Genomic DNA, 19,792 nt, shown 5'->3' with positions numbered 1-19,792 from the left:
CACCAAATGATATTTGCGCGAGATTATATGAAAGTACTTGTTTTCAAAATAGTCTCTTCGCTTGATTTATTCAATCGTACCCGCTTCTGTAATATTTACTTCTGTATTGAAGTTGAATTTTACGTTTTTATAATTTGCTTCCCACTTTTTTAAATCAAAGCCACGCGTCTGAGTTTTAGCGAAATGGCCGAAACCGACAGGGTCAATTTCCTGTTCTTGAAATCGTTTGGCCAACTTAGCGCAATGTTTATTTACTTTTTTTTCGAAATTCCTTTCAATTTGGTTGATTTCTTTTTGCGTTAATTTCGTACCGGAATATTCCAGAAGAATACCTCTAATTTTGATATTCATTGTAATTTCAGTTGGAGAATTCAGTTTCATTTTATGCTTAGATTTAAGACTTCGAATGATTGCCTCATCGTTTTTGATTTTTACTTTATGATGACCTTCGCTATAGCGATCTACCATCAACTTGAAAAAAAACATTTCATCTGGTACGAGATTATCTACTACAGCATCATCCTTAAATAAACTAATTCCGGTGAGAGTTACTTTATCCTTTTCAAATTTCCCTAAACGGGGCAAAAAAACGGTTTTTCCTTTTTGATAATAATCAGATAAGAACAACTGAAGATTTGTATCGGGTAGATCTCTATCCTTAATATTGTGTGATATTAAGTTTGAAATATATATGGCTTTGCCACTTTCACCATAATCCCCTTCAAGAATATTCTTTGCCTTTCCGTCTACTACTGCCAAAAATAATCTGGAACCTATACTTGCATCACGTTGAAACGAATCGACAAGTTCAATGACTCCGCGATTAGCAAGTTTTTCCCCAAATAAAGCAATTTCAAGACTCCCCGTTACTAAAGGCTGCTCAGATTGTCTTTGCATATCTCTGAGAAAATCTCTGCTTATGGTGGATGTAGCTGTGTACATGACATTCTTTACACTTTGATCAGGAAGATAGACAGGGATGATTGCGCTTCCCATTACTTTATTTTTACCAACGTAATCATAAGCTACCGCCCGCTCTAAATTTATATCATCCAAAATTTCCCTATCTACACAACCGGAAAGAAGGAGCAAGATAAGGAGCACGATCATAAAATATCTAGTTAGCATTTTTCTTCACCCTTTTCATAATCGAAACAACGATAAAGAGTAAGGGGATGTATCCATAATTCAGGTAAAGTGAAAACTTCCCTAAATAATTATTTAACATATTCACTTGCTCACGGCCTGAGAATAGATTCACGACAATTAAGCTGAATATGCTGACGAACAGGACTCCTTTTCGTTGTCGAAGATTTACAGTCTTTTTTAAGATTCTGCTTGCAATCCAAAGTGGTATACAAACATTTGGCAGGATAATGAGATTCCAATTTGCGATTCCGATATACTCAAATCGTTCCACAAAGGGAAGCTCAACGATTTTCCACATGGCCAGTGTTGCCCAAATGTTTTTTTGTAGTTGCCCCTCGGAAAAATAGGCAAAAGTGACGAAAGTCAATAAGGTATACAAAACGGTTGTGGTCAGAACCGCCAAATGAGCCCACTTTTTCGACCTTTTTGGCTCCTTAATGAAAGGGTAGACAAAAAGTAAGATTTCATAGCCTAAGTAAGTCAAAGCCATGTCTTTAGAGGCTTTCGCTAAGTCCTTAAAGGAATGGTCAAGGATTGGCAGCATATTAGTAGGGTCTGAATATGGAATGGTAAAGCCAAACATTAATATCAAATAAGCGGGTAGAACGGCTCCGAAAAATGCGATACCAGTTACAGTCCGGAATCCCCCGTAAACAATATAGATGGCGAGTAATATGAATCCAAGGGAAAACCAAAATGTGCTTAACTCTGGAAACATCCATACTTGGATCACTTCGATATAGGTTCGAATCGTTGTTACGGTTAGCATGCAAAAATAGAATATAAATATAAAACTGATGAAATTCCCCATCTTTTTACCAAGTAAATTGACATGTACAGTAATCAAATCGTCTTCGGCTGATTCGTTGATTTTGTAAATCATCCATATAATGATGTGAATGGCGAGTCCGGCTACGATGACAGAAATCCAAGCATCATAACCTGCCGACATGGCGATGATTCTTTGAAAACCAAGGATTCCGATTCCAATCTGCATCGAAATAATGAGGTAATACACTAAGAACGAGGAAACTTTATGTCTTTCTGGAATCGGTGTCACAAGTCATTCCTCCAACTGCTATTCGTCAATGTCCTTTTGTTTTTGTTTCTCTTGTTTTGGGAAACGAACAGGATTTTGTGTTCTTAAATATTGCGGTCGCATCCTTTGACGTCTAAAAGGAAGCCTGATAATCGCATCTTTTAAGTCGACCATTCTTGGTGGATATAGCGGCTCTAAGAACGGTCTATTTAAAGAAGTAAGTCTTAAAAGATGAGTCATTAATAAGCAAAAGCAATAGACGATCCCAAGTAATCCCCAAAGTTGTGCAAAAAGGAGAAACGGGAATCTAAGTAAACGAATGGTGTTGCCCATTTTATATACAGGAGTCGTAAAGGAAGCGAGTGCAGCAAGCGCAACAATAATCAAAAGGACATTACTTGTTAGCCCAGCTTCTACCGATGCGGTTCCTATTACGATCCCGCCTACGATACCGATTGTCTGACCGACCTTTGTCGGAAGTCTGGCTCCAGCTTCCCTTAACAGCTCGATTGTTAATTCTAGAAAAACGGCTTCTAATATAGGAGGCAATGGAATTTCCCGACGGGATGTGACCAATGTACTCAATAAATCTCGTGGGATTAATTCATAATGGTATGTGAGCGTTGCGACATAAATCGGTGTAACGAGTATAGAGAACGCTACCGCGAATAAACGAATTAAACGGAAAAAAGACGATAAATACCAATTTAGAAAGTAATCCTCAAAAGAACTGAAGAACTCAACTAAAGTAGTGGGTGCAATCAGTGCATGTGGAGAACCATCTACTAATACAGCAATCTTTCCTTCAGCTAGAATCGCGGCGACACGGTCTGGTCTTTCTGTATCGAGCAGCTGAGGAAAAGGGGAATTCTGATTATCAGAAATCAACTGCACAATGTAGGAACTGTCAGTGATTTCATCAAACTGGACTTCCTTGATCCGTTTTGTAATGGTCTCGACGTTTGTAGGGTCAGTAATTCCATCAATATGGAGAATGGCAACCTTTGTTTTGGACAAACTTCCGACAGTTACTTCTTCCATAATCAACTCTTTGATGGGAACCCTTTTGCGGATCAAATTTATATTTTGATCGATTGATTCCACAAAGGATTCTTTCGGTCCGATAACACTGAATTCAACCTCAGGTTGGGTGACCGATCGAACCACTTCTTTTTGAGCAGCAATAAAAGCGATTTGATTAGGTTCGGTTACGAGGGAGAGCACAGCATAACCATTGAACAGTTTCTGTTCAACTTGTGAAAAATCATCGCTGATTTGCACATCGGCGAGCGGAATGATTTTCTTGATATCCTCAAGCTTCTCGAATGGCTTTTCAAGCAGATAGGGAGTCGCATTCATTTGGATGGTACCTTCATCAATCAGGGAAGTCATAAAGGAAAATGAAAAACGTAAATTCGTTTTCTGATTGTAGTAGAAAACTTTCTTAAAGTCGTTAGATTTGGAAAATACAACTTCCCATTCTGCTAGATCCACATTTTGTTGTGTGTTTTCGCTCTTCTCACTTTGTTTATTCTGTGGGCTTTTATCACTTTTCTCGCTTTGTTCATTCTTCTGACTTTTATCACGCTTCTCGCTTTTTTTATTCCAGAATTTCATTTTCTCACCGCTTCGTCTAACTTTTATTCCGTGACTAAGGAGACCAAATTAGATATTTACCTTATTGTTACCGCATTTGGAGGAATTATGAATAAAAGGGAGTAAGAAATGTGGATGTGTTTGGTTTATTAGTGCGAAAGGAACGGAGCACAGAGGTAAATGCACAAAAAAACCCCACCGAGAGTCGGTGAGGTTTTATGATTATTTCAAGAATTTATTTTCAATATCATCAAGCATCAAGTTTGCTGCCAAAACGCCACCAGCCGTGTTCCAGATTGTGTCGCTTACTTTATGAACTTGACCTTTTTTAGATGCTTCGAGGTTTTTGAATAATGGATCTTCAATCCAGTCTTTTTCAACTGCAGAAGCTTTTCCATCTCCTTCTTCATAAGTGAAGTAGAAGACAATATCTCCGTCCATTGCAGGGATACGCTCTTTTGTTACACCTTTTTCTGCAAAATCATTTACATCTTGGCTTTCAGGACGAGCAAATCCTAGGTCTCCAAGAATAACGCCAGAGAAAGTATCTTTATGATAAATACGAACGTCCCCAGCCATGAAGCGTACCATTGAAACCTTCATGCTGAGTTTGTCGCCAAGCTTGCCTTTAAGATCCGCAATGCGATCGTCATATTTCTTTAGAATTTCGTTACCTTTTTCTTCTTTATTTACTGCTTTAGCGTAAAGTTTGAAGTTTTCTTTCCAGTCACCACGAAGAGTTTCAGCAAAAATTGTAGGTGCAATAGCATTTAATTGCTCATAAACAGCTTCTTGACGCATTTTATTACCAATGATTAAATCGGGCTTTAATGCCGCGATTGCTTCCACGTTTACTTGACTCTCAATACCAACAACTTGTGTATCTTTTAATTGTTTCTCAGTGTGGTCGTACCAAGGATCACCATTGAATGCTTCAACTGCTCCAACTGGTGTAACACCCATTGCCAATAATGCCTCAGTTCCTTCATTTGTTAAAATAACAACTCTTTCAGGAGTTTTCTTCAGTTCGGTTGTGCCCATTGCGTGTTCAACCGTATAGCTTTTTTCTTCGACTTTCTTTGGTTCCGTTTTCTTTTCAGCCGTTTTTTCTTCGCTTCCGTTACCACAAGCAGCAAGGATAAACAGTGCCGCAATAGCTAAAAAGGTAAAAAGAGATTTAATAGATTTCATTGAATTGAATCCTCCTATGTAATTGTTAATGATAATCATTTTCAATGACAACTTAATCATAAAAGGGAAAATAATGCATGTCAATACTTTAATTGAAATTGGTTCTCATTTATTTTTACAGAATTGTGAACGAAGTTAATATTAATTGAAAATGATTATCAGAGTCATTGACAGTAAATATCAGTAACATATAGACTGAAATTATAAAGTTTCTTCTATATTGATGGTAGAAAGGTCACATAATCATGATTTTAAAAAATTCCGGCTTGAGATGGCTTGGTCTGGTCTTAGCTATTTTCGCATTACTATTCTTAATGTGCGCAAGTATTGTCTATGGTTATACAGATACTACTTGGAAAATGGCAATAGACACTTTCACAAACAATAACGGTTCGAATGAACATATTATTATTCAATCTGTCAGACTGCCACGTGCATTTATTGCCGCAGCGGTTGGAGCCAGTCTTGCTGTTTCTGGGGTGCTTTTGCAGACATTAACAAAGAACCCACTTGCTTCTCCTGATATTTTTGGTGTGAATGCAGGAGCAGGAGTCGCAGTAGTTGTGGCAGTTACCATTTTCCAATTACAGAATTTGCAGATATTTACATGGATTTCGTTTTTAGGTGCAGCGATTGCTGCAGTGAGTGTATATACAGTCGGTTCGCTTGGCCGAGAAGGGCTAACTCCCATGAAGCTTACTTTGGCAGGAGCAGCATTGACAGCCATGTTTGCTTCTTTTACACAGGGGTTGCTTGTGATGAATGAAGCGGCTTTAGAACAAGTTCTATTTTGGTTAGCAGGATCTGTTTCAGGAAGAGAACTTGAAAATTTGATTGTCGTTTTTCCCTATTTGTTAATTGGTATGGTGGGAGCAATGTTAATCTCCGGTAAAATGAATGTCATGAACATGGGTGAAGATGTAGCCAGAGGTCTAGGATTAAACACGGGCAAAATCAAAATCATGGCTGGAATCATCGTCATCCTTCTTTCTGGGGGAGCGGTAGCTGTTGCAGGGCCGATTGGATTCATCGGTATCGTAGTTCCGCATCTTACCCGTGCAGTGACTGGAATCGATCATCGTTGGGTCATTCCGTTTTCGGCATTATTCGGTGGGATACTATTGCTTGCCGCTGACATCGCATCAAGATATATTATCATGCCACAGGAAGTTCCTGTAGGTGTTATGACTGCGATCATAGGAACCCCGTTTTTCATTTACATTGCAAGAAGGGGGTTCAATGCTAGATGAGTCAATTTAAGAATCTTCGAATGGGAAAAGGAAGAGTTTCCTTTCTAGTTGATCGGAAAGCAATTGTAGTTTTCTTTAGTCTCGTGCTTGTATCTGCTGTTGTTTTTGTTGTGAGCACAGGGATGGGAGAAATGAAAATGAGTCCGCTTACTGTAGTCAAAGTTCTACTAGGGGGCGGAACTGAAATGGACCAGCTTATCATCACATCCTTTCGGTTACCAAGGATTATCGTTGCTTTGGCGGTTGGGATGGGACTCGCTGTTGCTGGAGGTATTCTCCAGGGGATGATAAGAAATCCTTTGGCTTCTCCTGATATTTTAGGCATCACTGGTGGAGCCGGAGTCGCAGTCGTCACTTTCTTAGCTGTATTTAGTGATGAAAATAATGCATTGACCGTCAGTATTAAATGGATGCCTGTCGCAGCATTTGTTGGTGCGACAGTTGCAGCATTACTCGTCTATTTTCTGGCATGGAAGAACGGTGTATCGCCGATTCGTCTCGTTTTGATCGGAATCGGAATCATGACTTTAATGAAAGCATTGACGACATTGATGATGGTATTTGGCCCTATTTATCAGGCTAGTCAAGCAAACATTTGGATTACAGGAACGGTTTATGGGTCAAACTGGGCGAATGTTTCTGTCCTTGTACCTAGTATACTGATTCTATTACTTATAGCTTTCATGTCGACTAGGCATGTTAATATTCAAGAACTAGGTGATGATGTGGCAACGGGAGCAGGAGCTAAAGTGCAAAAACACCGATTCATTCTCTTACTTGTAAGTACAGGATTGATCGGTACATCCGTTGCTTTTGCAGGTGGTATCGGCTTTGTTGGCTTAATGGCTCCTCATATGGCCCGCAGGCTAGTAGGCTCTTCGTTTGGTGCACTGTTGCCTGCAGCAGCCATTATCGGTGGAATTCTTGTCATGTGTGCAGACTTAATAGGAAGAACCCTATTTTCGCCACTTGAGGTTCCGGCAGGTGTCTTCACGGCAGCAATTGGAGCGCCTTACTTTATTTATCTACTTTTTAAAACAAGGAACTCGTAATAGTTACGTCTCTAAAAAGGAGCTGGCAACATGGTGCAAGCGATTGAAACGAAAAATCTATCCCTTTCCTATGGGGATTCCATCATTATAAAAGAACTCGATTTGAAAATCCCTAAAGGGGAGATAACCGTATTCATAGGTGGAAATGGTTGTGGAAAATCGACCTTGCTTCGATCCATTGCCAGACTGTTAAAACCGAAATCTGGGACAGTTTTGTTAGAAGGAGATGCAATTGCAAACTTATCTACCAAAGAAGTTGCGCGTCGTATGGCAATCCTCCCACAATCACCGGTTGCTCCTGAAGGGTTGACGGTTCTGCAACTTGTTAAACAAGGACGGTATCCGTATCAATCATGGTTGCGTCAATGGTCTGAGGAAGACGAAATGAAGGTAGAGAAAGCTTTAAAAGCAACGGGACTCACTGGTCTCAAAGATAGATCTGTTGATTCGCTATCAGGTGGACAGCGTCAAAGAGCGTGGATTGCTATGACGCTTGCTCAAGATACTGATATCCTTTTGCTGGATGAGCCGACTACTTATTTAGATTTGACGCATCAAATTGAAATTTTGGATTTGCTATTTGAATTAAATGAACAAGAACAAAGAACGATTGTAATGGTCCTTCATGATTTGAACTTAGCATGCCGTTATGCCCATAATATTGTGGCTATAAAGGACCAAAAGATTTTTGCAGAGGGAAAACCTGAAACGGTTATCAATTGTTCCCTCGTTAAAAATGTTTTTGGGATGGATTGTGAAGTCACGATGGATCCTTTATTCGGTACACCTATGTGTATTCCTTATGGGAAGGGCCGCTGTATTGTAAAGAAAGTTGGGGCTGCCAATGGTGTCTGAGCTTAGTAAACAAGAACAGGAAGAATTGAGTGAGTTTCGTCTTAGTTTTATTGGGGATAAGAAGGAAGCCATCCATACGGTGCAGTTCTTGGATCCGTTATTTTTAAAGACGTATTTGCAGGAACTGAGCTTGAAAATAGGAAGCCCTTCTTTAAAAGTAACGGCCTCTATCTTCATGAAAAGATATGCTTTCTTGGCGGTCATTGGGCTATTTGCGATGTCACGATGGGATAAGCGAATTGATCTTTCGATGAAAAATGTATGGCTCGAAAACGCTAGTAACAGTTTCATCTGGCTGCCTGCCTTTTCTTTAGACAATCCTGTAGCTGTCGAACTGGATTCTACAACCGAACGTGATGAATGGAGAAAAAGTGTCATTGATGAACTATTTTCTCAGCACATTTCTCTATTAATTGAGCAATTAAATAAAGTGACCAAGATTTCTAAGTTGATATTATGGGAGAACATTGCTGTATATGTATTTTGGCTTTATGAAACCGTATTGAGCGGGGCAGGGGATGAAGAACGTCAGCAGATGATTGAAAATGATTTTAAGTTCATTTTCACAGGCGCAGGTGGTCAATTATATGGCCAATATAACCATAATCCGCTGGCAAGGTTTAATCACCCTAAAAAGCATTTTGTTGAGACAAACGAAGAAATTCGGATTCGAAAAACGTGCTGCTTCTCGTATAAACTTGGTTCTAGTATGAAAAGATGCAAAACATGCCCATGTCAGCCAATAGACGGAAGCTGTGCGGCAGGACAGGGGATATGTGAAGTGGATAAAAATGAATAAACAGCTAAAAGGGATTGCGCTCTGCAATCCCTTTTGCTAAGGAAAGAAACTTCAATTTCAGGAAAATAACGGTCTAGCTCAAGTGCCAAAGCCGGGCGCTTGCACTTTTCTTATTGAATCGTGCCATTCCCGTATGGAAATTGATTTGTGTAACCAGTGAATTGTTGGAATGACTGTTGCAGTTTTTGTTGTTCTGCTGGCTCAAGTTTGTACCAGCCTTTTTCAAACATTAAGTTGTAGATTTCTCTTTGTTTATTCTGGGTCTCCGTAAATACATTCAGTAAATCCTGATATAGTGCATCATGACTTGCTTCATGCAGTGCCACAGAATAGGATGTCGTCATATATTTTTCGGTTGATAACAGGTCGTTAATTAAATCACGATCATTCATTTGAGGCGTTTTTTGGATTGGTGATTCTGGATTTTGAATCTTTTGTCCGCTTTGTTGTTGTTGTTGTTGTTGTTGAAATTGAGGCTGCTGTTGTTGGTACATAGTCATGCTCCTTTCTCGATTAGCTATATGTGTTTGTTTGCTGCTGGGGAGTCGTGTTCAAATGACCTAGAATTGTTTGGTAATGGCGTTGATGCATTTGACCACAAGCTTCCATAGCCGCTTTAAGTTGCTGGTCTTGGCAATGCTCGGCAAAAAAGTGTGACTTTTTCATCGCAAGCAAATTCCAGGAAAGCATATCGGTTAAGTAAAGGGAATCTTTTGTTGTAACAACCTGTGGGGGTTGTTGCATGATGTGCTGCTGATTTTGAGCATTCATCATTGGTTGCTGTTGCATGAAAAAACCTCCTAATTAAATAATTTTCCTACCTGTTTAGCGTGACTCACGAGCGTGAGAAATATGCAATGAGAGTTGATTCGACTTTTTTCGCACAATTATTGTAGTAAAACATATTCAAAGCCAAGGAAAGATGATAAAATATTGTTGGATTAACTAGTCCAATGGATGTAATCGTTTTCAAGGGGGATATTATAATGGAACAATTAATGAAGGATTTCTTTCTTTTCTTATCAAAAAATAAGTTCTTTACTAAACTAGCAAAACGATATGGATTACGATTTGGTGCAGCTCGTTTCGTGGCAGGAGAAACGATAGTGCCTACTGCACAAGTCATAAAAGAACTTAATAACAAAGGTCTTTGTGTTACCATTGACTATTTGGGAGAGTTTGTTGATAACGAGAGAGAAGCCAATGAAATGGCAGATAGTTCAATCGAAGCAATTAAAGTCATTGGTCGTGAAAAATTGGATTCTCAATTATCGTTAAAAATGACTTCAATGGGTCTTGATATCTCTGATGAAATCGTTATGAAAAACATGCGTCGCATTTTGGATACTGCCAAAGAAAATAATGTATTCGTTACCATCGACATGGAAGATTACTCTCGTTGTCAAAAGACAATTGAAATCTTTAAGGAACTAAGAAAAGACTACGATAACGTCGGAACGGTATTACAGGCATACTTATATCGCGTAGAAGGCGATATCGCTGACTTGAATGAATATCATCCAAACCTCCGTCTTGTAAAAGGGGCTTATAAAGAATCTCCAGAAGTTGCTTTCCCTGAAAAGAAAGACGTGGACGAAAACTACAAGAAAATCATTAAGCAACATTTATTAAATGGAAACTACACAGCGATTGCCACTCATGATGACGCAATGATTGAATATACAAAGCAATTGGTAAAAGAGCATAACATTCCAAATAGTCAATTTGAATTCCAAATGCTTTATGGAATCCGTGCTGAGAGACAATTGGAACTTGTAAAAGAGGGCTATAAAACGCGCGTTTATGTACCATTCGGAAATGACTGGTACGGTTATTTCATGCGCCGCCTTGCAGAACGTCCAGCAAACGTTGCCTTCGTATTAAAGGGAATGTTGAAAAAGTAATAAGAGTAGCAGGCTGATCATATGTCAGCCTGCTTTTTTTATTTCTTATATTGGCTGTTTTGGCTGTTCACTTTGCCGTGGCCGCCGACATTTTCGTTGTGTGGTCCAGCATTACCTTTTACACTTGCTGCACTAACGCCTCTTTTTGAAGGTTCCTTCTTTAAACGTGACAATTACTTTCACCTCGCTTTTTCTTTGAAAACTTATTTTGTCCCAAATGTCTCTCTTTTAAAAAAATGGATATGTTAAATTACAATGTTGAGTTTCTGCAATTAGTTAATTGGAGCGGAGGGAGCTTGACTCTTCAGAAAGTAAGCGACTGGAGCGTAAATCAACGGGCAATATTAACAGAGCATATTTTTTAGGAAATCGACGGGTTTTTCTTTGATTTCGGGTTATTTCTAAAAGTCGTATATGAACTTAGCGAATAAATTTTTGAAAACGTTCATTACCATGAAAAAACAAGCGATAACATTTTTAAATTGGCGATTACGACCAAAAAACACGAGTATAAAAAAGGTTGTAAACCCCTTGAGGGTATAACAGGAAATTCTTATATCCACTTTAAAATAGATAATTACGCCAAAATCTCCATATTTAATCATGCACATTTTTGTACAAGTAGACTTTTCGTGCTCTGTGCCAGTATTCCTGAAAAATAAAGGTAAATTAAAGTGAATTGTTGATTTTCTGTACTTTGTAAATTGAGTGGAAGGCGCGGGAGTCCTCAAAATCCGCAATGATGTTATCGCATCATTTCGTGCGGTGATTATTCAAAGATGCTTTCCTAGTGCTACCGCATTTACCTCAAGCGTGGGTTCTTTCGAGGAAGATCATCAGTGTCTTGGGGGATTAGCGATACAGGCGCGGCGAACGCCCCGAAGACGAATTTTCCCATGAAAAAGCAGGCATTAAGGCTTTTTCATAATTAGTACAGGAAACCAAACGTTAGAACGTAAATTAACAGGCAAGCTGAATAGTGAAAAAATAAACTTTTCAAAAAATTTTCATTTTTAGGCAGGTAATTATTGCTTAAATATTTAAAATATTTTATAGTTAAAGAAAGTAAGACTCATTCGAGGGCAAAATTTTTTTGTCATAAAAATGAATGAGTATTCATTCAAAAAGTTTTAAAGGGGGAGACAAAGTTGATCCAAACGATTAAAAAGGCAGCGGTACTGGGGTCTGGTGTCATGGGATCAGGCATTGCCGCACACTTAGCTAACATTGGAATTCCTACGTTACTACTAGATATCGTACCTCGTGAATTAAATGATGATGAGAAGAAAAAAGGACTTACTCTTGAAAATAAACAAGTACGTAACCGCATTAGTACGACAGCAGTACAAAAATTATTGAAACAAAAGCCAGCTCCATTAACAGCGAAGAAAAACTTAGCACTTATTGAAGCAGGTAACTTTGAAGATGATATGCAGCGATTAAGCGATGTAGACTGGATTATTGAAGTTGTAGTTGAAAATTTAGAAGTAAAAAAACAAGTGTTCTCAAAAGTGGACCAATACCGCAAACCTGGTAGTATTGTCAGCTCTAATACTTCCGGTATTTCAGTTGAAGCAATGGTTGAAGGACGCTCAGAAGATTTTCAAAAGCATTTTCTTGGAACGCACTTCTTTAATCCGCCACGTTATTTGAAGCTTTTGGAAGTTATTCCTACTAAGCGAACTGATCCTGAAGTGCTTGCGTTCGTTAAACACGTTGGCGAAGATGTTCTTGGAAAAGGTGTTGTAGAAGCAAAGGATACACCTAACTTTATTGCAAACCGAATCGGAACCTACGGTCTCTTGATTACATTGCAGGAAATGTTAAAAGGCGGATACAGTGTTGGGGAAGTCGACTCTGTGACTGGCCCATTGATTGGCCGTCCAAAGAGTGCCACATTCAGAACACTTGATGTAGTTGGGCTTGATACTTTTGTCCATGTAGCTAAAAACGTATATGACCAAGTAGATGGAAAAGAAAAGGAAGTATTCCAAGTGCCAGCTTTCATGAAAGAAATGCTTCAAAACGGTTGGCTTGGAAGCAAGTCAGGCCAAGGTTTCTTCCTAAAGCAAGGGAAAGAAATTTTGGAACTTGATCCAAACACTTTGGAATACGGTCCTCGTAAGAAATTGAAAACTGCTTCTACAGAAATGAGTAAGCAGGCAAAAGGTCTTGCTGATAAAATGAAAGCGCTTGTATATGCAGATGATCGTGCAGGCCAATTATTGTGGAACATCATCAGCCCGGTTCTCGTTTACTCCGCTGATTTGTTAGGGGAAATTGCCGATGATGTGGTGGCGATTGACCGTGCAATGAAATGGGGCTTTGGTTGGGAAATGGGTCCTTTTGAAGTTTGGGATGCAATCGGTCTTGAAAAATCTGTTTCGAAGCTCCAAGCTGAAGGTGTCGAGGTCCCAGCATGGGTTACTGAAATGATTGCAAACGGTCATACTTCTTTCTACAAAGAGGAAGAACGTGAAATCTTATTTTTCCAAAACGGTGAATACAAAGCTCTTGAGGAAAACCCTAAAGTAATCAATCTAAAGCAATTAAAGAAGCAAAAAGGCGTTATTAAGAAAAACAGCGGAGCAAGTTTGATCGACCTTGGAGATGGCGTAGCATTGCTTGAATTTCATTCGCACAGCAATGCGATTGGCTTAGATATCATCCAAATGATTAACTTTGCTGTTGAAGAAGTTGAGAAGAACTTCAAGGGGCTTGTCATTGGGAACCAGGGAAAGAACTTCTCTGTTGGAGCCAATCTTGCCATGATTCTGATGGAAGCTCAAGATGACAACATTTTTGAACTTGATATGGTCGTTCGTCATTTCCAACAAGCGATGATGAAGATAAAATACAGCTCCAAGCCAGTAGTAGCAGCACCATTTGCGATGACGCTTGGTGGTGGAGCAGAAGTGTGCTTACCGGCTGCGCATATCCAAGCTTCGATGGAAACTTATATGGGCCTTGTAGAAGTAGGTGTTGGTCTGATTCCAGGCGGCGGCGGAAACAAAGAGCTTTACATTAAGCACTTGAACAATCTACCTAACGGCGTTGAATTCGATTTACAAAAGGTAGCAAATAAAGTATTTGAAACAATCGCCACAGCTAAAGTTTCAACTTCAGGTGAAGAAGCTCGTGAAAATAACTTCCTTAACTTTGCAGACGGTGTGAGTGTAAATGGTGACCACCAATTATACGATGCTAAGCAAGCAGTACTTGCACTTTATGAAAAAGGCTATCAAGCCCCTGTTAGAAAGAAAATTCCAGTGGTTGGAGAAACGGGATATGCAACGCTTCTATTAGGAGCACAAGCCATGCTTTCTTCAGGCTATATTTCTGAGCATGATTTGAAAATAGCTAAGAAACTTGCCTATGTCATTGCAGGTGGAAGAGTGCCATTTGGTACAGAAGTGGATGAACAATACTTATTGGACCTTGAGAGAGAAGTCTTCTTGAGTTTAGTGGCTGATCCAAAATCTCAACAAAGAATGCAGCATATGCTTGTAAAAGGAAAGCCGTTGCGCAATTAGTTTTATTAATAGATTATTAGTTTCATATTTGTATAAACAGATGGAAAGAGAGGGAACGAAATGAGAGAAGCTGTTATCGTTGCCGGAGCACGTACACCGGTCGGAAAAGCCAAAAAAGGGACACTTGCTCAAGTTCGTCCGGACGATCTCGGAGCCTTAGTGGTAAAAGAAACATTAAAGCGTGCCGGAAATTATGAGGGAAATATTGACGATTTGATTATCGGATGCGCAATGCCTGAAGCTGAACAAGGATTAAATATGGCGCGTAATATCGGTGGATTAGCAGGTCTTTCCCATACAGTGCCTGCCATTACAATCAACCGTTATTGCTCTTCTGGATTACAGGCAATCGCATATGGAGCAGAAAAAATTATGATTGGTCACGCAGATACGATTATTGCGGGCGGAGCCGAATCTATGAGTCTTGTTCCAATGATGGGGCATGTTGTACGTCCGAACGTAAAGTTAGCTGAAACTGCTCCACAGTACTATATGGGAATGGGGCACACAGCTGAAGAGGTAGCAAAGAAATACGGCATCTCGCGCGAAGAACAAGATGCATTCGCGGTACGAAGCCACCAGCGCGCGGCGAAAGCCATTGCAGAAGGAAAGTTCATTGATGAAATCGTTCCTGTAGATGTAACTTTACGTAGCGTTGGGCATGACCATAAATTAGTTGAAAAGAAAATTCTGTTTTCACAAGATGAAGGCGTTCGCCCAGATTCAAATATCGCATCACTTTCGAAACTCCGCCCGGCATTTAACGTCCTAGGTACTGTAACCGCTGGAAATTCATCGCAAACAAGTGATGGTGCAGCTGCAGTAATGGTAATGGACCGTGAAAAAGCTGACTCATTAGGTCTTGCACCAATGGCTAAGTTCCGTTCGTTTGCAGTTGGCGGTGTACCGCCAGAAATCATGGGTGTAGGTCCAGTCGTGGCAATCCCTAAGGCATTGAAAATGGCAGGTTTGGAGCTATCAGATATTGGCTTGTTCGAATTGAATGAAGCATTCGCATCTCAATCTATTCAAGTCATTCGTGAGTTGGGTCTTGATGAAGACAAAGTAAACGTCAATGGTGGGGCAATTGCTCTAGGACATCCGCTAGGCTGTTCCGGTGCAAAGCTTACATTAACTCTGCTTCATGAAATGAAGCGCAGAAATCAGCAATTTGGAGTCGTAACAATGTGTATCGGCGGCGGAATGGGTGCTGCTGGAGTATTCGAATTACTATAACCTTAAACATATTATTTCTTAAAATAGAATGGAGGAAGTTGAATGTCTAATCAAACAGATCGCTTAATTAAAGGCGGAAGTTTCCTAATCGATGATGTATCTTATGAGAGTGTTTTTACACCTGAGGATTACACTGACGAACAAAAGATGATTGCAAAAATGACTGAAGATTATGTTGTAAACGAAGTAGTACCTCAAGTTGAGCACCTTGAAAATCATGAATTTGACCGTTCAGTAAAGCTGTTAAAACAAGCAGGTGAACTTGGCCTTTTGGGTGCGGACGTACCAGAAGAGTACGGCGGCCTTGCATTAGACAAAGTTAGTTCCGCTTTAATCGCTGAGAAAATGTCTCGTGCTGGCGGATTTTCAATTACTCACGGAGCTCACGTTGGAATCGGCTCCCTTCCAATCGTTCTTTTCGGAAACGAAAATCAAAAACAAAAGTACCTTCCAGAGCTTGCTACCGGTGAAAAAATTGCAGCTTACGCTCTAACAGAACCAGGTTCAGGATCTGATGCACTTGGTGCAAGAACGACTGCAAAGCTTAATGCAGATGGAACACACTATGTTCTTAATGGTGAGAAACAATGGATTACAAACGCTGGCTTTGCTGATGTATTTGTCGTCTATGCAAAGATTGATGGCGAACAATTCTCTGCTTTTATCGTAGAAAGAGAATTCCCAGGTGTTTCTACAGGGGCAGAAGAAAAGAAAATGGGGATCAAGAGTTCCTCAACACGTACACTGATCCTTGAAGATGCTCAAGTTCCTGTTGAAAATCTTTTAGGTGAAGCTGGTAAAGGACATATTATCGCATTCAACATCTTGAACATTGGACGTTATAAGCTTGGAGTAGGTGCAGTAGGTGCTTCCAAACGTGCTTTTGAAGTAACGGTTCAGTACGCTAACCAACGTCAACAATTCAAAACGCCGATTTCTCAGTTTAACTTAACAAAGGAAAAAATCTCGACGATGGCTTCTAAGCTATATGCTGCAGAAAGCTCTGTGTACCGCACAGTTGGTCTATTTGAAGACCGTATGAGCAAGCTTACGGCTGAAGAAGTGAAAGATGGTCGCGGAGTGGCAAGTTCAATTGCTGAGTATGCGATTGAATGCTCATTGAACAAATTCTTTGCAACGGAAGTACTAGATTATATCGCTGATGAAGGTGTACAAATCCATGGCGGTTATGGATTCATGGCTGAATATGAAATTGAAAGAATTTACCGTGATTCCCGTATAAACCGTATTTTTGAAGGAACGAACGAAATCAACCGTTTGTTAGTTCCAGGTACATTCTTAAGAAAAGCAATGAAGGGTGAACTTCCACTTCTTCAAAAAGCTCAAACGCTTCAAGAAGAGCTTATGATGATGATGCCTGAAGAGCCAGGAGATGAGCCATTAGCTCAAGAAAAGTACTTAGTGAAGAATGCGAAGAAAATCGGTCTTCTAGCTGCAGGTCTTGCTGCACAGAAATTTGGTAAAGCTTTAGAAAAAGAACAAGAAATTCTTGTGAATATCGCTGATATCGTTTCAAACGCTTATGCAATGGAATCTGCTGTGTTACGTACTGAAAAAGCGATTGCCAAAAATGGCTTAGAAAAGAACAAGCAAAAGCTACTTTACACTCAAATTTTCTGTCAAGAAGCATTCAACGAAATCGAACAGCATGCGAAAGAAACATTGGTGGCAACAGAACAAGGAGATGCGCTCAGAATGCTCGTATCTGCATTGCGCAAATTCACAAGACATACTCCAATCAATGTAATCGCGAAGAAGCGTGAGGCCTCTGAGAAGCTCATTGATGCTGAAAAATTCATCGTTTAATTCTTAATGATCATTTTCCCCTTCTTCGAGTATATTTGAGAAGGGGATTTTATTTTTTCTTTTTAAGAAGAAGGAATTTTGAAAGATAAAGTCGAAATTAATTTATTTGAGATGGCTTTATGCTTGCTAGTTAGTATTTTATGAAAACATATGATACTATTTCTTTGAATCAATCGTGAAGGTGGTGGAATATGTGGCTTTAACCTTTTATTGGTATCCGAAATGCGGAACATGCAGAAATGCGAAGAAATGGCTCGATTCTCATGAGCTAGAGTATAAGGAAGTACATATTGTTGAAAATCCTCCTTCTAAAAGCGAACTGGAAGAAGCGTATAAGCAAAGTGGTCTCGACCTAAAGAAGTTCTTCAATACTAGCGGTCTAAAGTATCGTGAATTAGGTTTAAAAGATAAGCTTAAAACGATGTCAGAGGATGAAATGTTAAGCTTGCTTGCATCAGATGGCATGCTTATCAAAAGACCTCTTTTAACCGATGGCCAAAAGGTAACTTTAGGTTTCAAGGAAGCAGACTACGAAGCGCAATGGAGTAAATTGCATTCATAGAGCAAGAAACCATTAATATTGAAATCGATCATTTTCGATTATAGATTGTAATGAGAAAGCGGAGGGATTTTAAATGAGTACACCAAAAGAATTGCGTTATTCTGAAGAGCATGAATGGGTAAAAGTTGAAGGGGAACAAGTGCGTGTTGGGATTACATATTTCGCACAATCTGAACTTGGAGACATCGTATTCGTTGAGCTTCCAGAAGTAGGCGACGAAGTATCTGCTGATGAGCCTTTCGGAAGCGTTGAATCCGTAAAGACGGTATCTGAATTGTATGCACCAATCAGCGGAAAAGTAGTCGCTGTAAACGAAGATTTAAACGATAACCCTGAGTTTGTTAACGAATCTCCGTATGAAAAGGCATGGATGATCGTGGTTGAACCAACTGATAAGAATGAAATTGAAAGCTTAATGACGGCTGAACAATACGAAGAAATGATCAAGTAATATTGCGAGCACCCTTTTTTAAGGGTGCTTTTTCTATTTAATGGCAAACCAAAAATCACGAAAGGAGGGAATGCTATTTGTAAATTAAGAGAGAGGAAGTCATATTATGACATTGAAACATCATAAACTTGAAATCACAGACAGAGTAATTGGGAAGTTAGAAAACGGACAAATACAACTATATTTAGAAAATGAAAAAATCGGAAATATTGAGTTGCCAGAAGGATTTCAAATTCATTTAGAACATCATTATGAAGCAGAACAGCAAAAAATATATCAAAATGTCACTGCAACTGAAGGAAAAGATGCACGCTACACTGATTGTGATGAAGGTGGCTGGTGTTAAAAACGTCTAGTAAATGGCATATTGTTTGCAAAACTAAAATAAAACAGGGACAATGTTGTTAGAGAATAACGGCACGTAAAGACACCAAAACGACAAACTTGAATATGTTAACAATAACCAACTACTTCGTCCCGGGTGATCATAATGAATGAAACGACTGTTGATAAGGTGATTATTGTTGAAGGTACATCCGACAAGAAAAAAGTAAAAAAAATCGTAAAAGAACCAGTGGAAATCATCTGCACGAATGGCACGATTAGTTTAACAAAACTTGATGAATTGATAGAAATGCTTTTTGAAAAAGATGTCTATATATTGGTTGATGCCGATGATGCTGGTGAAAAGCTTCGTAAGCAATTCCGAAGGGAATTCCCGGAAGCTGAACACCTTTATATTGACAGAATGTATCGGGAAGTAGCTACGGCACCTCAGCGCCACCTGGCTACCGTTTTACTAGGGGCAAACATTGATGTGCATACCGAGTTTTTAGAATGGACTGACTGAAAAATGATAGAGTGGACTAAAGAGGAATTTAATGATTTTTTAAAAAGCCAATCGACAGGATTGGCCTATTTTTATACGCCGTTATGTGGAACCTGTGCTATGGCATCCAAGATGTTGGAAGTAACAGAAGCGGTTATGCCTGAATTGAAGATAGCCAAAATCGACTTAAATTACATACCGGAACTTGCCTTGAAATTTAAAGTCATGAGTGTACCATGCCTTGTGTTCATAAAAGAAGGTGAAGTGAAAGAGATGATATATGCTTTTCGATCCGTTCCCTATTTATTAACGAAAGTGAGAGAGTTCTTTGCCTAACTGGTACGAGGATAGGAATAAGGAGTGTAGTGTCCGACATATTTCTCGGGAAATGATTGTGTTTCGAGGGAATATTTAGGAATTATTGGTGTATACATAGATATTGTCGAACGATTATAAAAGGAAAAGAGAGTCTAAAACATGAATTATCACCGTAGAGTAGTTAAGGAACGGAGTGATATT

Annotated in this window: 20 protein-coding genes; 13 read left to right on the top strand and 7 right to left on the bottom strand. The window is 39.4% G+C overall.

The window, feature by feature from the left end:
- Window positions 1-66: 66 nt before the first annotated feature.
- From BMZ31_RS16810 to BMZ31_RS16795, 4 genes are all read right to left on the bottom strand, one after another.
- Entirely contained in the window at window positions 67-1,128 is a 1,062-nt protein-coding gene (locus tag BMZ31_RS16810; protein ID WP_090833086.1) for a Ger(x)C family spore germination protein, read from the bottom strand.
- Window positions 1,118-2,209 (bottom strand): GerAB/ArcD/ProY family transporter, encoded by a 1,092-nt coding sequence (locus BMZ31_RS16805; protein WP_090833085.1) that lies wholly within the window; start codon window positions 2,207-2,209, stop codon window positions 1,118-1,120. Before BMZ31_RS16805 ends, BMZ31_RS16810 begins: the two co-directional genes overlap by 11 nt.
- Window positions 2,210-2,227: 18 nt before the next feature.
- A complete protein-coding gene (locus tag BMZ31_RS16800; RefSeq protein ID WP_090833084.1) occupies window positions 2,228-3,805 on the bottom strand; it encodes a spore germination protein in 1,578 nt (525 codons plus the stop codon).
- Window positions 3,806-4,006: 201 nt separating this feature from the next.
- On the bottom strand, window positions 4,007-4,975 hold the full coding sequence (locus BMZ31_RS16795) for an ABC transporter substrate-binding protein (protein WP_090833083.1): 969 nt from the start codon (window positions 4,973-4,975) through the stop codon (window positions 4,007-4,009).
- Window positions 4,976-5,220: 245 nt separating this feature from the next.
- Between BMZ31_RS16795 and BMZ31_RS16790 the strand changes: the two genes are divergently transcribed.
- Genes BMZ31_RS16790 through BMZ31_RS16775 form a run of 4 tightly spaced genes read left to right on the top strand, consistent with a single transcriptional unit; the run spans window position 5,221 to window position 8,931 of the window.
- The gene (locus BMZ31_RS16790; protein WP_090833082.1) at window positions 5,221-6,225 is read left to right on the top strand and encodes a FecCD family ABC transporter permease; all 1,005 of its coding nucleotides are present in this window, start codon (window positions 5,221-5,223) and stop codon (window positions 6,223-6,225) included.
- Window positions 6,222-7,277, top strand: a complete 1,056-nt coding sequence (locus tag BMZ31_RS16785; RefSeq protein WP_090833081.1) for a FecCD family ABC transporter permease — start codon at window positions 6,222-6,224, stop codon at window positions 7,275-7,277. The genes BMZ31_RS16790 and BMZ31_RS16785 overlap by 4 nt, the downstream gene beginning before the upstream one ends.
- Window positions 7,278-7,307: 30 nt before the next feature.
- Window positions 7,308-8,132 carry an ABC transporter ATP-binding protein gene (locus tag BMZ31_RS16780; RefSeq protein WP_090833080.1) on the top strand — a complete coding sequence of 275 codons (825 nt, stop codon included), beginning with the start codon at window positions 7,308-7,310 and terminating at the stop codon, window positions 8,130-8,132.
- Window positions 8,122-8,931: an IucA/IucC family C-terminal-domain containing protein gene (locus BMZ31_RS16775; protein ID WP_090833079.1), complete on the top strand. Its 810-nt coding sequence runs from the start codon at window positions 8,122-8,124 to the stop codon at window positions 8,929-8,931. Before BMZ31_RS16780 ends, BMZ31_RS16775 begins: the two co-directional genes overlap by 11 nt.
- Window positions 8,932-9,041: 110 nt before the next feature.
- Here BMZ31_RS16775 and BMZ31_RS16770 read toward each other — a convergent pair whose 3' ends face one another.
- Window positions 9,042-9,425, bottom strand: coding sequence for a spore coat protein (locus BMZ31_RS16770; protein WP_090833078.1), 384 nt, complete (start codon window positions 9,423-9,425; stop codon window positions 9,042-9,044).
- Window positions 9,426-9,444: 19 nt separating this feature from the next.
- Window positions 9,445-9,720: a hypothetical protein gene (locus tag BMZ31_RS16765; protein WP_090833077.1), complete on the bottom strand. Its 276-nt coding sequence runs from the start codon at window positions 9,718-9,720 to the stop codon at window positions 9,445-9,447.
- A gap of 197 nt (window positions 9,721-9,917) precedes the next feature.
- Between BMZ31_RS16765 and BMZ31_RS16760 the strand changes: the two genes are divergently transcribed.
- Window positions 9,918-10,835, top strand: a complete 918-nt coding sequence (locus BMZ31_RS16760; protein ID WP_090833076.1) for a proline dehydrogenase family protein — start codon at window positions 9,918-9,920, stop codon at window positions 10,833-10,835.
- A 38-nt stretch (window positions 10,836-10,873) separates the two neighbouring features.
- On the opposite strand, the gene BMZ31_RS16755 is transcribed toward BMZ31_RS16760, so the two are convergent.
- Entirely contained in the window at window positions 10,874-11,008 is a 135-nt protein-coding gene (locus BMZ31_RS16755; RefSeq protein WP_090833075.1) for a YuzL family protein, read from the bottom strand.
- A 975-nt stretch (window positions 11,009-11,983) separates the two neighbouring features.
- Here BMZ31_RS16755 and BMZ31_RS16750 point away from each other — a divergent pair.
- From BMZ31_RS16750 to BMZ31_RS16715, 8 genes are all read left to right on the top strand, one after another.
- Window positions 11,984-14,368: a 3-hydroxyacyl-CoA dehydrogenase/enoyl-CoA hydratase family protein gene (locus BMZ31_RS16750; protein ID WP_090833074.1), complete on the top strand. Its 2,385-nt coding sequence runs from the start codon at window positions 11,984-11,986 to the stop codon at window positions 14,366-14,368.
- A 60-nt stretch (window positions 14,369-14,428) separates the two neighbouring features.
- The gene (locus tag BMZ31_RS16745; RefSeq protein WP_090833073.1) at window positions 14,429-15,604 is read left to right on the top strand and encodes an acetyl-CoA C-acetyltransferase; all 1,176 of its coding nucleotides are present in this window, start codon (window positions 14,429-14,431) and stop codon (window positions 15,602-15,604) included.
- 42 nt (window positions 15,605-15,646) lie between these two features.
- On the top strand, window positions 15,647-17,431 hold the full coding sequence (locus BMZ31_RS16740; RefSeq protein ID WP_090833072.1) for an acyl-CoA dehydrogenase family protein: 1,785 nt from the start codon (window positions 15,647-15,649) through the stop codon (window positions 17,429-17,431).
- 193 nt (window positions 17,432-17,624) lie between these two features.
- Complete coding sequence (locus tag BMZ31_RS16735; RefSeq protein WP_090833071.1) at window positions 17,625-17,993, top strand: arsenate reductase family protein; 369 nt, start codon at window positions 17,625-17,627, stop codon at window positions 17,991-17,993.
- 73 nt (window positions 17,994-18,066) lie between these two features.
- The gene (gene gcvH, locus BMZ31_RS16730; protein ID WP_090833070.1) at window positions 18,067-18,444 is read left to right on the top strand and encodes a glycine cleavage system protein GcvH; all 378 of its coding nucleotides are present in this window, start codon (window positions 18,067-18,069) and stop codon (window positions 18,442-18,444) included.
- A gap of 106 nt (window positions 18,445-18,550) precedes the next feature.
- The gene (locus BMZ31_RS16725; RefSeq protein WP_090833069.1) at window positions 18,551-18,790 is read left to right on the top strand and encodes a YusG family protein; all 240 of its coding nucleotides are present in this window, start codon (window positions 18,551-18,553) and stop codon (window positions 18,788-18,790) included.
- A gap of 144 nt (window positions 18,791-18,934) precedes the next feature.
- Window positions 18,935-19,294, top strand: coding sequence for a toprim domain-containing protein (locus tag BMZ31_RS16720; RefSeq protein ID WP_090833068.1), 360 nt, complete (start codon window positions 18,935-18,937; stop codon window positions 19,292-19,294).
- A 3-nt stretch (window positions 19,295-19,297) separates the two neighbouring features.
- Window positions 19,298-19,609, top strand: a complete 312-nt coding sequence (locus tag BMZ31_RS16715) for a thioredoxin family protein (protein WP_090833067.1) — start codon at window positions 19,298-19,300, stop codon at window positions 19,607-19,609.
- The last annotated feature ends 183 nt before the right edge of the window (window positions 19,610-19,792 follow it).

The organism is Bacillus sp. cl95, assembly GCF_900115925.1.
Classification (GTDB): domain Bacteria; phylum Bacillota; class Bacilli; order Bacillales; family Cytobacillaceae; genus Neobacillus_A.
Note: the sequence above shows the minus strand (reverse complement) of the source record. Positions and strands in the feature narration are given on the sequence as shown.